13 protein-coding genes are annotated in these 15,384 nt (G+C 59.8%); all 13 read right to left on the minus strand.

Features of this window, described 5'->3' with window-relative positions:
• Window positions 1-32: 32 nt before the first annotated feature.
• Window positions 33-1,055 (minus strand): bifunctional diaminohydroxyphosphoribosylaminopyrimidine deaminase/5-amino-6-(5-phosphoribosylamino)uracil reductase RibD, encoded by a 1,023-nt coding sequence (ribD, locus tag QP904_RS00715; protein ID WP_239207662.1) that lies wholly within the window; start codon window positions 1,053-1,055, stop codon window positions 33-35.
• Window positions 1,055-1,723 (minus strand): ribulose-phosphate 3-epimerase, encoded by a 669-nt coding sequence (gene rpe, locus QP904_RS00720; RefSeq protein WP_034655367.1) that lies wholly within the window; start codon window positions 1,721-1,723, stop codon window positions 1,055-1,057. The genes ribD and rpe overlap by 1 nt, the downstream gene beginning before the upstream one ends.
• Window positions 1,724-1,742: 19 nt before the next feature.
• Entirely contained in the window at window positions 1,743-3,296 is a 1,554-nt protein-coding gene (locus QP904_RS00725) for an RsmB/NOP family class I SAM-dependent RNA methyltransferase (RefSeq protein WP_284835358.1), read from the minus strand.
• Entirely contained in the window at window positions 3,293-4,243 is a 951-nt protein-coding gene (fmt, locus tag QP904_RS00730; protein ID WP_239207660.1) for a methionyl-tRNA formyltransferase, read from the minus strand. The genes QP904_RS00725 and fmt overlap by 4 nt, the downstream gene beginning before the upstream one ends.
• 76 nt (window positions 4,244-4,319) lie before the next feature.
• Window positions 4,320-4,832 carry a peptide deformylase gene (def, locus tag QP904_RS00735; RefSeq protein ID WP_284835359.1) on the minus strand — a complete coding sequence of 171 codons (513 nt, stop codon included), beginning with the start codon at window positions 4,830-4,832 and terminating at the stop codon, window positions 4,320-4,322.
• A 97-nt stretch (window positions 4,833-4,929) separates the two neighbouring features.
• Window positions 4,930-6,972 carry a primosomal protein N' gene (locus QP904_RS00740; protein ID WP_284835360.1) on the minus strand — a complete coding sequence of 681 codons (2,043 nt, stop codon included), beginning with the start codon at window positions 6,970-6,972 and terminating at the stop codon, window positions 4,930-4,932.
• Between the two features lie 11 nt (window positions 6,973-6,983).
• Complete coding sequence (gene metK, locus QP904_RS00745; RefSeq protein WP_023021480.1) at window positions 6,984-8,216, minus strand: methionine adenosyltransferase; 1,233 nt, start codon at window positions 8,214-8,216, stop codon at window positions 6,984-6,986.
• Window positions 8,217-8,325: 109 nt separating this feature from the next.
• Entirely contained in the window at window positions 8,326-9,573 is a 1,248-nt protein-coding gene (gene coaBC, locus QP904_RS00750) for a bifunctional phosphopantothenoylcysteine decarboxylase/phosphopantothenate--cysteine ligase CoaBC (RefSeq protein WP_023021479.1), read from the minus strand.
• Between the two features lie 130 nt (window positions 9,574-9,703).
• On the minus strand, window positions 9,704-10,006 hold the full coding sequence (gene rpoZ, locus QP904_RS00755; RefSeq protein ID WP_005324891.1) for a DNA-directed RNA polymerase subunit omega: 303 nt from the start codon (window positions 10,004-10,006) through the stop codon (window positions 9,704-9,706).
• A gap of 40 nt (window positions 10,007-10,046) precedes the next feature.
• Window positions 10,047-10,616, minus strand: a complete 570-nt coding sequence (gmk, locus tag QP904_RS00760) for a guanylate kinase (RefSeq protein ID WP_023021478.1) — start codon at window positions 10,614-10,616, stop codon at window positions 10,047-10,049.
• Between the two features lie 8 nt (window positions 10,617-10,624).
• Window positions 10,625-10,945: an integration host factor, actinobacterial type gene (gene mihF / locus QP904_RS00765; protein WP_005328460.1), complete on the minus strand. Its 321-nt coding sequence runs from the start codon at window positions 10,943-10,945 to the stop codon at window positions 10,625-10,627.
• Between the two features lie 259 nt (window positions 10,946-11,204).
• Entirely contained in the window at window positions 11,205-12,044 is an 840-nt protein-coding gene (gene pyrF, locus QP904_RS00770; protein WP_284835361.1) for an orotidine-5'-phosphate decarboxylase, read from the minus strand.
• A complete protein-coding gene (carB, locus tag QP904_RS00775) occupies window positions 12,028-15,369 on the minus strand; it encodes a carbamoyl-phosphate synthase large subunit (RefSeq protein ID WP_284835362.1) in 3,342 nt (1,113 codons plus the stop codon). The genes pyrF and carB overlap by 17 nt, the downstream gene beginning before the upstream one ends.
• Window positions 15,370-15,384: the final 15 nt, after the last annotated feature.

The following is a 15,384-nucleotide window of genomic DNA, read 5'->3' on the forward strand; positions in this document are numbered from 1 at the left end:
CAGCCTTTCTCGTTATCTGCTAATCCGAGCGCCTAGCGCACATATTCAATTAGAACGTCATCACCCAGCGCCTTCATTCCCACGCGCTGGAATCGGGTGGCCCCCGCCAGAGTCTGGGTCACGGGATGGGCGAGCACGCCACGGCCTTCCCCCAGCAACAGGGGCGCAATATAGGCAGAGATAGCATCGACCAAGTCGGCCTTGAGGAAGCTACTGGCGAGTCCGGCGCCGCCTTCTACAAGGACGTCGCGTGCCCCGCTGGCGTAGAGCTCGTATAACGCTTCCTCGATGCTGTCGTAGTGCTCATATCCCAACTCGCGTAGGTTGCTTGCCGCATCGCCTGCCGATTCCAAATCTCGCTTGCCAATTACCACCCGGCGTGGCTGGTGTTCCCGCAAACTGCCGTCGCTAAACCGCGCGGTAAGTGACGGGTTATCAGCAAGCGCAGTGCCGGTGCCGACGATGATGGCGTCGCGGTGAGCCCTATCTGCATGCACCCAATCGCGCGCCCCTTCGCCCGTAATCCACTGGCTTGACCCATCCGCTGCGGCAGTAAAGCCATCCAGCGTCTGGGCGAACTTTAAGGTTACGTGCGGCCTGCGTGCTTTCATGGCAAAGAGCCAAGGCACGAGCGCATCATCGGCGTGCGGGGGCTTTTCCAGCTTGGCGACGTCCACCCCAGCCTCCGCCAACACGCGCGCTCCACCGGCGGCCTGCGGAGTGGGGTCTGCATGAAGGTAGTACACGCGAGCCACGCCGGCATCGATAAACGCCTGTGCGCACGGACCCGTGCGACCGGTATGCGCACACGGCTCCAAGGTGACCACGGCGGTGGCTCCTCGCGCCCTATCGCCAGCCTCGCGCAACGCCATGACCTCGGCATGCGCGCCTCCCACGGGCTGCGTAGCACCGACGCCCACGATGTCACCGGCAGTGGACACGATGACCGCGCCCACCGGCGGGTTGGGGCTCGTGGTTCCACGCACCTCAGCTCCCGCGGCCATTGCCCGAGACAGCGCTGCGGAAAGGGTACTCTCCTCTAGCTCCGCGCCCACTAGGCACCAGCCGCCAATTCACGCAGCTGATGTACGATTCCGGCGGGATCTTCTGCCTTGAATACGGCCGAGCCAGCTACAAAAGCATCGCACCCAGCCGCGGCGGCTTGGGCGATGGTGTCTGGCGAAATTCCGCCATCAATCTCGATGACGGTGTCGAGCCCCTGCTCATCAATACTTTGGCGCAGCACCCGGACCTTTTCCAGCATCTCTGGCATGAATTTCTGCCCGCCAAAACCAGGCTCCACGGACATCACGAGCACCTCATCAAAGTGATGCAATTTATCCAGCCACGGTTCGATAGCCGTACCCGGCTTAATGGAAAAGGCAGCACGCACCCCTAGTTCTCGAATGCTCTGCGCCACATCCACCGCCGCCTGCTCATCGGCGACAGCCTCCACGTGGAAGATAATGGTATGCGCACCCGCCTTGGCATAGGTCTCCACCCATTGCTCGGGTTCCTCGATCATGAGGTGGACATCCAATGGTTTATTGGTAAGCCGATGGACCGTTGCCGTGATATCCGGGCCGAAGGACAGGTTGGGCACGAAGTGCCCGTCCATAATGTCCACATGGACCCAGTCTGCGGTTTCAATCGCCGCTAATTCCTCGCCCAAGCGAGAAAAATCAGCGGCCAAGATGGAAGGGGAAATAATCGGTGCGGACATGCCCACTAGTCTATCGCGATTAGTCAGCCGCGCGGCGCAGAGCCGCAAAGAACATGGCATCGGTACCGTGCCGATGTGGCCACATTTGCACGGACTTTTCATGCCCTACATCGCCCATATCAGGAATGAGCCTCTGCGCGTCTAGCTCTGTGGCACCGAGCTCGCGTACGGCGCGGTCGACGATGCCACGAGTCTCGCGCAAGTCTGGCGAACACGTGGAATAAATGACCACTCCGCCTGGGCGCACCAGGTTTAAGGCCGAGGATAAAAGCTCAAATTGCAGCTGAGTAAGCTCGGCAATGTCGGACTCAGACTTGCGCCACCGCGCCTCGGGGCGGCGACGGAGTGCGCCGAGTCCGGAACACGGGGCATCGACAAGCACTCGGTCAAACCCCTGACCCACGCCCGGATTGCGTCCATCTGCCACATGAACGTCCACAGGTAAATCACTTACCGTTTTTTCAATCAGAGCCGCACGGTGCGGGGATACCTCCACCGCGTCCACGTGCGCGGAGTCGATGCGGGCAAGCGCACCCATTAAGGCCGCTTTACCGCCGGGACCGGCGCAGAGATCCAGCCACCGACCAGTGTCTTCGCCCTCCACCGGCGCTTCACATACCGCGCGGGCGATAAGCTGCGAGCCTTCATCTTGGACTGCAGCCAAACCCTGACGTACCGGCTCCAATTGGCCGGGATCGCCGGACTCCATATACACGGCGTAGGGGGAAAAGCGCCCTTCCTCATTGCCGGTCACAAGTGCTAATTCTTCGGCCGAGATTTCCCCGGGGCGGGCCACCAGATGCACCGCAGGCCTATCGGAGTCCGCAGCCAGGGCGGCCTCTAGCTCGCCCAGCCCCAGCACACGACTAAACGATTCCGCGATCCAGGTGGGATGGGCATGTTTGAAGGCAATGCCGGCGATTTCTCCCTCCGGGGCAAGCTTGTCCAGCCACGCCTTGGCCGGCGTGCGGGTAATGGTGCGCATAATGCCATTGGCAAAACCCTTGGCCTTGACCTCACCGCTGGCTTCCACCAAGCGCACGGTGGTATCAACCGCCGCATGGGCCTCCACGCGGGTATAGAGAACCTGATACGCGCCCAAGCGCAAGGCATCAACCACAGCTGGAGAAATGGCTTCGAGGCTGCGCGAGGAGCATTCTGCGATGACGGCATCTACTACGCCGAGGGTGCGGAGGGTGCCGTAGGTGATCTCGGTGGCAAAGGCGGCGTCTCGCCCGGTGAGCTTTTGCTTACGCAGTGCTGTGGGCAAGATGAGGTTGGCAAAGGCATCGTCATCGCTCACCCGACGCACGACGTCGAAAGCCACCGCACGCGGCGCGTCCACACCAGCGGTCAGTGCAGCCTGAATCAGACTGCCTTCCTGGCGCTTGCCGGAACGCTGACCAGAAGCATGAGCCTGTCGACCTCTGCGGTGGCCGTTACGTCCACCATGTTGCTGCTGGTGCGGGCGGCCACCACGGCCTTTCGCTCCACCGGATTTCCGGGGGTCCTGCGGCTTGCCTTCCGGCGACTTATCACCAGATTTACTACGGGAACGGAAACCACCACTCATTGGAACTTCACCTCGGCATCCTTGCCTAGTCCGCGGGCCCAGTCGGCCGCATTCATCATTTTCTTGCCTGGTGGCTGGATTTTACCCAGCTGGACCGGCTGCGTTGCGGTACCAACAAAAACGGCGTTCTTTGCAATGTAGAGCTGCCCAGGCTCTAAGTGCTCCGGTACCGCGGCTGCTGCCTCCACGGGGCTTACTGGTCCCACTTTTACCCGGGCCTCGTCCCACATGGTCCATGCGCCAGGACCTGGGGTGTGCGCACGAATATGCCGGTCGATGGCAAAGGCAGGCTGGGACCACTCCACGCGAGCTTGTGCGGTAGAGATTTTCGGGGCATAGGTGGCCTCGCCCTGCTGCGGTTGTGCCTCCAACTGACCCGCCGCTAGGCCATCCATGGTGGCGACGAGCAGATCGCCGCCGGAATAGGCAAGGCGAGTGAGCAGGTCATCGGCAGTATCGGTGGTGCGGATTTCCTCCGTCACGGTGCCCAGCACCGGACCGGTATCTAGGCCTTCTTCAATGCGGAACGTAGATGCGCCGGTAATCTCATCACCGGCAGCTATGGCAGCTTGTACCGGTGCCGCGCCACGCCATGCCGGGAGCAGGGAAAAATGCAGGTTCACCCAACCATGCTGCGGCAGCTCCAGCAGGTCCTTGGTGACCAGATTGCCATAAGCCACCACCGGAATTGCCTCGGGTTCGAGCTCCCGCAGGCGGGCACGCAGGGCCTGCCCGTCCTCCGTGTCCGGACGCAAGCTGCTAGGAGTTAGCACTTCGATGCCATGTTCTTGGGCTACTGCTTTCACCGGGCTGGGGTGAAGGCTACGGCCGCGGCCCTTCTTAGCATCTGGGCGGGTAATTACCGCCACCACCTCATGCGAGGAGGCAATTAGCTTTTCCAAGGCCACAACGGCGGGCTCAGGGGTACCGGCAAAAATAATCCGCATGCGGGGAAACTCTCCTATTAATCTCGTTCAAACTACTAGGCTACAACGCCGTAGCGCTGCCGCCACAGTAAGCGGGCTATGAGGCGTTAAACCACTCGGATTCACGGATGGCGCGCATAACGTCTTTTCGGTCCACGGCATCGAGGCGCTGCAGGAAAAGCACTCCATCGAGATGGTCCGTTTCATGCTGGATGCACCGAGCCATCAGCCCCGCGGCCACCATGGATAAGGGGCGGCCCTCTATATCCTGACCGCTGACAAAGACGCGGTTGAAGCGGGTGGTTTGCGCGCTAATGCCGGGAATAGAAAGACACCCTTCCGGGCCTGTTTGCTGCTGCGCGCCCAGCGGCGTCCAGACGGGATTAACTATCGCGCCACGCAAGCCAGATTGGGTGTGCGAGCAGTCATAGACAAAAGTCCGTTTGAGTATGCCCACTTGATTGGCCGCCAGCCCTACTCCCCCAGCTTCATCCATGGTCTCGAGCATATCGTTGGCCAAAATACGCAGTCCGCTATCGAACGTGCTTACTTCTTCTGCGCGACTGCCCAGGACAGGGTCGCCGTAGATACGGATTCCGCGAAGAGACATGGCAATCACACCTTTCTAATACGCTGAAATAAAGCCGGCTGACAATGGAGGGTTTCCCCGTCGAGACTAGCGCATAAGCCCTAGCCGCCCGCTACGGCTAACCCACGTGGATGGGGTCAACCACGATACGCAGTGGCAAGTCATCCTTGCGCGCGCTACGTGCCGCGTTTGCACTGCGCAAGGCGCGCCCTAATTGGGAACGAGGCCCCAATGGGGTGCGGATCACCAGCCGCTGCGCGGGACCAAAGCGCTGGCTATCGTAGTCGCCGGGCAGGCTATGGCCCGGGGGAAGAGGAACTGGGCCCAAAACCTCCGCATGCTCAGGAAGATCCACAAGCTCAGCAAAGCCATCCAGGGACGCATCCGCACCATCAATGGCGGCAAAGTGCACCGCAGGTGGGAATCTTACTTCTCGTCGGGCAGCAAGCTCGGCTGCGGCCGCGCCAACCATATCCCAGCGCAAGAAATGCTGAACCACGCTAAGAGACTCATCGGCAGCCACAATTACCCGGCCGCCCTTGAAATGCGGCTGCACTAGCGTGGCCGCCTGCGCCCACTTCGATAACGTGTCTTCAGTAGCACGCAGATCTTGGCGGTTGAGCAATGCACCAGCGTCCAAGAGCAGCGCCGCACCGTAGGCGCCATCTCGTACATTCGGTTCGGCGCCAGGGGTGGCGATGACAAGGGCCGGCGCATTATCCACTGCCTCGAGGATCTTATTTCCGCCAGAGACCACTACCCGGGTATTAGGAAAGGCACGGCCCAATTCCTCCGCGGTGCGCTCTGAGCCTAAAACGATGGCGCGCAGGCGCGGGGATCCGCATTCACTGCAGCGATGGCGCGCCTCGATGCGACCGCACCAGCGGCAGGTGGGCATTCCTGTCTCCTCCGCGCCGCCCTTGCTTGGCGACGCCCCCGTCGGCGGCAGCCCCAATGGCCCGTTGCAGTGCCGGCAGCGCGCCGGCGCGCGGCATCGGCCGCAGGCCAAAATTGGTGCGTATCCCTTGCGCGGTACTTGCACCAATACCGGCTCTCCCCTATCCAGCGCCTGATGGGCGGCTTGGAAGGCCTGTGCCTGAACTGAAGTGGTGCCGCCTTCTAAATCGCGAGCAATCGATAGACCGAATGGGCCTACCGCCTCAATGGCTGGGCAACGCGCCCCGATCGTTTGTTCTTTGGCGACCACATCGTGCGCCCAGCCTGACTCCACGAGGAGCTGCGTTTCCGCAGTCCGCGAATGGTTTGCCAAGACCATGCTGCAACCTTCAAAAGCAGAACGGGTGGTTAGCACTTCCCTGGCATGGACATAAGGTTTGAGGTTATCTACCAAATTATCGTTGCCATCATCGAGGATAACCGCCAGCTGTAGATGTTTTACTGGGGCGAAGGCGGCGGACCTAGTACCAATTACGACGCGCGCCTGGCCTACCAGGGCTGATAGGTAGCGGCGGTAGCGGGCCTGCGGGCCCATACTATTAGTCAGCACTGTAATCTGCTTCGCCCCTAATACCTGGCGAAGGGCTGCTTCTACCGCATCAACGCTCTTCTGGTCCGGGGCAACTAAGAGCACCCCGCCTCCGTCTAACGCCACCTTGGCCGCGAGCGCAGCTAAGGCATGCGCCCAATCATCGCCCGGGGCGATTTGCCATGCGGCACGGGCGAGCTTGCCAGACAGGATTGAATCAACGAAAGCCTCACCATGCTCATAAGCAGACCACCCCGAAAGGTCAGGCTCGCTCGTGGTACCGAGCTCCTCCCACGGGGTTTCCAAATCGGATTCCTCCGCCTTTGCGTGCCTAGGTGGAATAGCAGAGCGGATAATATCTGAGCGCACTCCGCCATAGCGGTCCGCTAGGGCGTCGATAAGCCGGGCAAGCTGCGGCGGATACACCTGGAACGGTGAGATGATGCGCTCGATAAAGCGCAGGTTACCGCCAAATTCAGAATCATGCAGCCGCTCTAGCACTATCGCATCAACCAAGCGTCCATTAAAGCGGATGCGGACCTTAATGCCCGGCTGAACGTCCTCCGAATCTGCCTCTTCTACAAGGTAATCAAAACCCCGGTCAAGGTGCGCGACCCCTAAAAGAGGCAACACCCGCACAACCGGTTTCCGGATGGCGGGTGTTTTCTTAGGCATAAGCCCCGATTCTACAGACCGGCGGCAGCGCGCAGTGCCTCTACTCGGTTCAACTGCTCCCACGGCAGCTCAACGTCGGTGCGTCCGAAGTGACCGTAGGCCGCAGTCTGGGCATAAATGGGCCGTAGCAGGTCGAGTTCGCGGATAATCGCGGCTGGACGCAGGTCGAATACCTGATTTACCGCAGCCTGAATATTCGCATCGCTCAGGCCTTCCTTGGCAGTGCCGAAAGTCTCCACGTACAAGCCCACCGGCTTAGCACGACCAATTGCGTAGGCAACCTGAACCTCGGCGCGATCCGCCAAACCAGCGGCGACGATATTCTTAGCCACCCAGCGCATTGCATAAGCAGCGGAGCGGTCTACCTTGCTGGGGTCCTTACCGGAGAAGGCGCCACCGCCGTGACGAGCCATACCACCGTAGGTATCGACGATGATCTTCCGGCCGGTAAGACCGGCATCACCCATGGGTCCACCGAGAATGAAAGACCCTGAAGGGTTGACCAACAACGTCGTGTCTTCGGTGTAGTACTTCTCCAAGCCCGCGTCCTTAATGACCCATTCAAGGACCTCGCTGCGCAATGGGCCCTCCAGCCAAGCGCTATCAACCTCAGTATCGTGCTGAGTAGAAATCACCACGGTATCTAGGTGGGAAGGCTCATTGTCATCGGTATAGGCGAAGGTCACCTGGGTCTTGCCATCCGGACGCAGGTGATCCACGATGCCCTCCTTGCGCACCTGCGTCAGGCGGCGAGAAAGCCGGTGTGCCAAGGCGATAGGCAGGGGCATATACTCGGCGGTCTCATTGGAGGCATAGCCGAACATCAAGCCCTGATCACCTGCACCAGCGGTGTCATTTTCCTCGTCATAGTCCTCGTCATGGGCGCGGGCTTCGGTGGAGTTATCTACGCCGGCGCCGATCTCCTGGGACTGCTCACCGATGGCAATATTGACACCGCAGGTATTGCCATCAAATCCCACCTCAGAGGAGGTAAAGCCAATGGACTTTAGGGTATCGCGCACGAGCGCCGGGATTTCTACATATGCCTCGGTGCGTACCTCTCCCACCACGTGAACCTGACCGGTGGTAACCAACGTCTCAACGGCGACGCGGGATACGGGATCCTTTTCCAGCAGGGCATCGAGGATGGCGTCCGAGATGGCGTCACAAATCTTATCGGGATGGCCTTCCGTAACGGACTCGCTGGTAAAAAGACGAGTTGCCACTGCAGCGTTATCAGTCACAAAAACTTCCTTCGTTCTCACTGTTGATTCGATGCTGTGGGTTTTCTACGCCCAAGCCTAATACCTCGCAATCCTAGACCAAGCGGTCTATAAATGCAATTTTAGCTGTCTACACCCGAAACATTTCATTCACAGCCGCCAAAATCTGTGCGGCGACTACTTGTTTCGAGCCATGTTCCACCCGTTGCGGCGCGGACTCTGGCCGCAAAATCCATCCCTCATTCGACTTTTGGCCAAAGGTCTTGGCCCTACCGACCTCATTGGCCATAAGCACATCGCAGCCTTTGCGAACAAACTTTTCTTGGGCATATTCCAAGGCAGACTTGTGGGCGTCACCCGTTTCGGCGGCAAACCCCACAATCACACACTCCGCCGGAATCTCCGAGCGCTCTCGTGCGGCCACAAGCCCTTTGAGGACATCCGGGTTTTCTACCAAATGTAGGGCCGAGAGTGCGTCGTCTGCTTGCCCCTTCTTCATCTTTGACTCAGCTGCCTCCGCGGGGCGGAAATCAGAAACTGCGGCAGCCATAATGATCACGTCCGCATCACGGGCCTCTTCGTGCATCGCTTCCTCCAGTTCCCGGGTGGAAACAATGTGGCGCACCTTCGCACCGCTGGGGACAGGCAGCTGCGCAGTATTCCCAGCCACAAGGGTGACCTGAGCCCCCTTCTGGGCGGCCCATTCCGCGAGCGCGAATCCCTGCCTACCAGAAGATCGATTACCCAAGTACCGCACTGGGTCCAGTTCTTCCTGGGTGCCTCCCGCTGATATGACTACCCTTTTGTCTTGCCAGGTATGTTCAACCCGGTAACCAGCCAATTCGGTGCGCACTACCTCAGCAATCTGCTCCGGCTCCGGAAGGCGACCAGGACCTGAGTCCTTGCCGGTCAAACGGCCATGGGCGGGCTCAATAACCGTAATACCGCGCCGCCGCAAAGTAGCGACGTTGTCTTGCGTGGCGGGATTGTGCCACATCTCTGTATGCATGGCCGGAGCAATGATGACCGGGCACGTCGCCACCAACACGGTCGCCGTAAGTAGATCATCAGCCCGACCGGCGGCCAGTCGCGCGATTAGATCCGCAGTTGCGGGCGCAATTACCACAGCATCCGCCCGCTGCCCGATGTTAACGTGCTGCACCTCATCCACAGCCTCAAAAACGCTGGTGGAAACCGGGTGGCCGGACAGGGCTTCAAACGTTGCAGCGCCAACAAAGTTTAGTGCGCTTTCCGTAGGGACAACGCGCACATCATCGCCCGCCTCCTTGAGATTGCGCACAAGGTGGCACGCTTTGTAGGCGGCGATGCCGCCAGCAACGCCTACAACAATATTGCGAGAGCTATCTTTTTCAATCACACCGCACGATGGTACCTGGCGGCACAAAGAAAGGCCCCACTCGCCGCCCCGGGAAGGTGCACCCCTAGCCGGGGATACACGTCCGTGGCGACGCGTGGAGCCTACAAGCTATTGCACGCTTGTGCGCTAGCTACTTGCCTTCCTCGTGGTCCAGCAAGCCAGCGTCAATTTCGCGCAATGCGATGGACAAAGGCTTTTCGCCTGGCTCTGGAGTAACCAGTGGGCCTACGAATTCGAAGACACCTTCATCCTGCTCTTGGTAGTAGCTATTGATCTGGCGGGCGCGCTTAGCAGCGAAGATGACCAAAGCGTACTTAGAGGAAACCTTGTCCAAAAGCTCATCGATCGGGGGATCAGTAATGCCGATCGGATCATCAAATACTGGCTCCGCCTTTGCGGCTTCAGTGTTAGAAGGGGTGGTCACGTTAGTCACATGCACCTTTACATTGATTGAAGATGGTCAAAAAGGAGGTCTATGCCTGCAGGATATCACTGATGGCAGCCACTGCCTGGTCCAAATCCTCGTTAACAACGACGTGGTCGAACTCATCCTGTGCGGCTAGTTCCTCATGCGCAGTTTGCAACCTACGGTCAATGACGTCTTGCGGCTCGGTACCGCGGCCGGTGAGCCGCTCCACAAGCACGTCCCATGATGGGGGTGCCAAAAAGACCAAGTCTGCCTCCGGCAGTGCTTTCTTAACACTCCTAGCGCCCGCAAGATCAACCTCAACGAGCACTGGGCGTCCTGCGGCCAAAGCTTCCTCTACCGGCTGAGCAGGGGTTCCAGAGCGCTGCAATCCACCGTGAATATCAGCCCATTCGAGCATTTCCCCGGCGTCGATTCGCTGCTGGAAGGCTTCTGGGGTGACGAAGAAGTAGTCGACACCATCCTGCTCCCCGGGACGGGGCTGGCGCGTAGTCATCGACACGCTAAAGTACAGCCCCTCGACGTCACTGCGCAGACGCGAAACCACGGTGGATTTTCCCACTGCGGATGGCCCCGCCAGAACGACGAGGCGACCGCGTGCAGTTGCGTCAGCCATGGTTGTAACTATTCGCCGTAACCGAAACGCTCGAGGAGAGCACGACGCTGACGCTCACCCAAGCCGCGCAGACGACGGGTCTGAGCGATCTCCAGGTCCTCCATGATTTCCTTAGCCTTGACCTTGCCAACCTTCGGCAGAGCCTCGAGGAGTGCAGAAACCTTGGTCTTGCCGATGATCTCATCGGTCTCAGCCTTTTCGAGCACGTCCTTCAGGTCGGTCTCGCCGCGCTTGAGCGCAGCCTTGAGCTCAGCGCGAGCCTTACGGGCCTCAGCGGCCTTTGCGAGAGCTTCCTTGCGCTGCTCATCAGTCAACTTTGGAAGGGCCACGGGTTTCCTCCGATTCATTAGATTGATTCTGTTACGTCTAGTACTTGGTACCAGATTACGGTTGCCTAACGCAGTTTATACACCGCGGAAAGTTATCAATAACCTTCGGGCAAACCGACTTCTGGTAATCCTAGCACTGCTCATTGAACGGTGACGATTAGCGGGTCCAAAAGCACGCCTATTTTAGCACGTCACCGCACATACCTTAAACAAAGTACCAGGTAAGCAGCGCGGCCAGTAATCTGCCACGCCGCCCCTTTTAGTCCCGGAACTCCTGAGCCACGCGATTCACCGCTTTGCGCAGGTCAGCGAGAGCAGGTCCTTGTTCCAATACTGCTCGGGACACGTTCGCGAATCCCAGCGATGGCCGAGCAGAGACAATGCTGTGCACTTGCTCTGGGCCAGCACCTTGGGCGCCAACGCCTGGCAGAAGAACCGGGCCATTGAGCGCATCCAGGCGAGGTGGATTGTCCAAAGTAGCCCCAACGACTACCCCGATGTCTCCCGGCTTGTCGGCCTTCTGCGCCGCTACATTGAGCGCGGCACATTCATCGACCACTCCTTGTGCGATGGTGCTCTCCTCGCCTACTGGGACAGCTTGGATGGCACGTGCCTCCGGGTTGGAGGTAGCCGCCAAGACGAATACGCCGCGTCCGGTTTCTTCGGCCTTGCTAAACACCGGGCCTAACGCACCAACGCCTAGATAGGGAGACACGGTCACCGAATCTGCGCGCAGGGGTGAGCTATCACCTAGCCAAGCATCTGCGTAGCCGGCCATGGTCGAGCCAATATCGCCACGCTTGGCATCGGCCACGGTCAGGCATCCCACCTCGCGTAGGGACGCCAAGACGTCCTCGAGGACCGCAAACCCCTGGGAACCGAAGCGCTCGAAGAAGGCAACCTGCGGCTTTACCAAGGCAGCGGTATCGCTGAAGGCTTCTACGCAGCGCATGCTGAAGGTCCGAAGACCATCAGCGGTGGGCTCCAGTCCCCACTTTTCCAGCAGATACGGATGCGGGTCTATACCCACACAGAGGCGACCACGCGCCTGGCCCGCTGCCTCAAGCAGCTCACCAAATCCCTTAGTTTTGTGGGCCATGCTCAAGCTCCTGAAGCGCGCGTACCTGCAGGTTGCCAATGCGCATCGCTTCGATACCTTGGACGGCTGCGGTTACGCCCTGCACGGTGGTTACCAGCGGGATTTCCATGTGGACCGCGGCAGCGCGGATATCGTAACCGTCGTGGCGCGCGCCTGCAGAGCCCGCAGGGGTGTTGAGAATCCAGTCGATTTCACCGTTGAAGATCTTATCCACGATGGACTCTTCGCCTTCCTTAGCCTCAGAGACCTTGGCGGCAACCTCACATTCGATGCCATTGCGGCGCAGCATCTGCGCCGTACCGGCGGTAGCGACGATGTTGTAACCCATGTTCGCCAAGCGCTGGATCGGGAAAATCAAGGTGCGCTTGTCCCGGTTGGCGACGGATACGAAGATAGTGCCCTCCGTAGGCGGCACGGCGAAGGCAGCGATTTCGCCTTTGGCGTAGGCCGCACCGAAGTTGGTAGCCAAGCCCATAACCTCACCGGTGGACTTCATTTCCGGCGACAGCAGCGTATCGAGCAGGCTGCCATCGGTCCGGCGGAAGCGGTTAAACGGCAAGACCGCTTCTTTGACTGCGATCGGGTGCTCCAGCGGCAAGGAACCACCGTCATATTCAGAAGGAATCATGCCTTCGGCGCGCAGCTCCGCGATGGTAGAGCCCATCATGACGCGAGAAGCTGCCTTAGCTAGTGGAACGCCGGTCGCCTTGGAGACAAATGGCACGGTACGGGAAGCACGTGGGTTGGCCTCGATGACGTAGAGGATGTCGTCCTTCAGGGCGAACTGAACGTTCATCAGGCCCTTGACGCCAATACCCTCCGCTAGAAGCCGGGTGGAGGTGCGGACCTTTTCGATATCCTCTGGTCCCAGCGTCATAGGCGGCAGTGCACAGGAAGAGTCGCCCGAGTGGATGCCGGCTTCCTCGATGTGCTCCATCACACCGCCCAAGTAGACCTCGTTGCCGTCGCAGAGTGCGTCGACGTCGATCTCGATCGCGGAATCTAGGAAACGGTCCACTAGGACCGGGTGGTCCGGGGAAAGCTCGGTAGCACGTTCGATGTAGTCTTCCAGCGCCTTTTCGTCGTAGACGATCTCCATACCGCGGCCGCCCAAAACATAGGACGGGCGGACCAATACTGGGTAGCCGATAGAGGAGGCAACCTCGCGCGCCTCAGCAAAGGAGGTGGCGGTGCCATACTCTGGTGCTGCCAATTCGGCTTCGTCGAGGACCTTGCCAAACTCGCCGCGGTCCTCAGCGGAGTCAATAGCTGCTGGGCTGGTGCCCACAACAGGAACTCCTGCCTCCTCCAACCGGGCTGCAAGGCCCAGTGGAGTCTGGCCGCCGAGCTGAACAATGACGCCGGCAACATCACCGGAAGCGGCCTCTGCGTGGTAGACCTCCATGACGTCCTCGAAGGTCAACGGCTCGAAGTAGAGGCGGTCCGCGGTGTCATAGTCAGTGGACACGGTCTCTGGGTTGCAGTTGACCATGACGGTCTCATAGCCCTGCTCCGAGAGCTCGAGAGCTGCGTGCACGCAGGAGTAGTCAAATTCGATACCTTGACCGATGCGGTTCGGTCCGGAGCCCAGAATAATGACCTTACCCTTGGAGCCTTCCGGTGCGGGGCGAACCTCGGTCTCGGCTTCCGGATCAAGCTCATAGGAGCTGTAGTGGTATGGGGTCTGTGCCTCGAACTCGCCGGCACAGGTGTCAACGGTCTTGTAGACAGGGCGGATACCCATGCGCCAGCGTAGGCTGCGTACGCCATCTTCGCCGTTGAATTCGGGGCGAAGGGCGGCAATCTGGGCGTCGGAAAGCCCAAAGAACTTGGCCTCGCGCAGCAGCTCCTCGGTGAGCACTGGGGCATCGATAAGCTCTTGGCGGAAGGCTACCAGCGTGGCCAGCTCAGCGATGAACCACGGGTCAACGCCGGAAGCCTCATGGACCTCGTCCACCGAGGCGCCGAGGCGCAGGGCCAATTCAATGTCGTACATGCGGCCCTCGGTCGGGCGCTCAAGATCCTTGAGTACCGCCTTGAGGTCACCAGCGCGCTCGCCGGCGAAGTACTCATCCGGCTTGGTCCAGAAGCCATTGGGCTTGTTTTCCAAAGAACGCATGACCTTATTGAGGCCCGCGATGTAGTTGCGGCCGATGCCCATGGCCTCGCCCACAGACTTCATGGTGGTCGTCAGGGTATCGTCTGCGCCCGGGAACTTCTCAAAGGCAAAGCGCGGGGCCTTGACAATGACGTAGTCCAAGGTCGGCTCGAATGCGGCCTTGGTTTCGCCGGTGATATCGTTTTGCACCTCGTCCAAGGTATAACCAATGGCGAGCTTGGCAGCCAGCTTAGCAATGGGGAAGCCGGTGGCCTTGGACGCCAGCGCGGAGGAACGGGACACGCGCGGGTTCATCTCGATGACGATGATGCGACCGTCTTCCGGGTTGACGGCGAACTGGATATTGCAGCCACCGGTATCGACTCCGACCTCGCGGATAATCGCGATACCGAGGTCGCGCATCTTCTGGAACTCACGGTCGGTCAGGGTCAGCGCTGGGGCAACCGTAACGGAATCGCCGGTGTGCACGCCGAGGGCGTCAACGTTTTCGATGGAGGCCACGACCACGACGTTGTCGTCGCCATCGCGCATAAGCTCGAGCTCATATTCCTTCCAGCCGAGAATAGACTCCTCAATAAGCACGTTGGCCTCAGGGGACGCGGCCAGGCCGCCGCCAGCAATGCGGTCTAGGTCCTCATTATTGAAGGCCAGACCAGAGCCCAAGCCACCCATGGTAAAGGAGGGGCGGACCACTACGGGCAGGCCGAGCTTGTCGACGGTCTCGTTTACCTCATCCATGTTGTGGCACACCGCGGAGCGAGCGGACTCGCCGCCAATGGAGGCGACAATATCCTTGAATTTCTGGCGGTCTTCACCGCGCTCAATGGCGTCAATATCGGCGCCGATGAGCTCAATGCCGTACTTGTCCAAAATCCCCTTGCGGTCCAGCTGGACTGCCGCATTCAGCGCGGTCTGGCCACCCAAGGTGGCGAGCACAGCGTCAATAGGGTGTCCCTCTTCGCGCTCCTTGACCAAAATCTTCTCGATGTAGTCCGGCTCAATGGGCTCGACGTAGGTGTGGTCCGCGAACTCAGGGTCGGTCATGATGGTGGCCGGGTTGGAGTTGACCAGGGTTACCCGAAGGCCTTCTTCCTTGAGCACGCGGCAGGCCTGAGTGCCGGAGTAGTCGAACTCGCAAGCCTGGCCGATGACGATCGGTCCGGAGCCGATGACCAGGACGTGGTTGATGTCGTTGCGCTTTGGCATAGTTTTTCTTCCTTT

The sequence above is a fragment of the Corynebacterium nasorum genome (assembly GCF_030229765.1).
Classification (GTDB): Bacteria; Actinomycetota; Actinomycetes; order Mycobacteriales; family Mycobacteriaceae; genus Corynebacterium; species Corynebacterium kefirresidentii.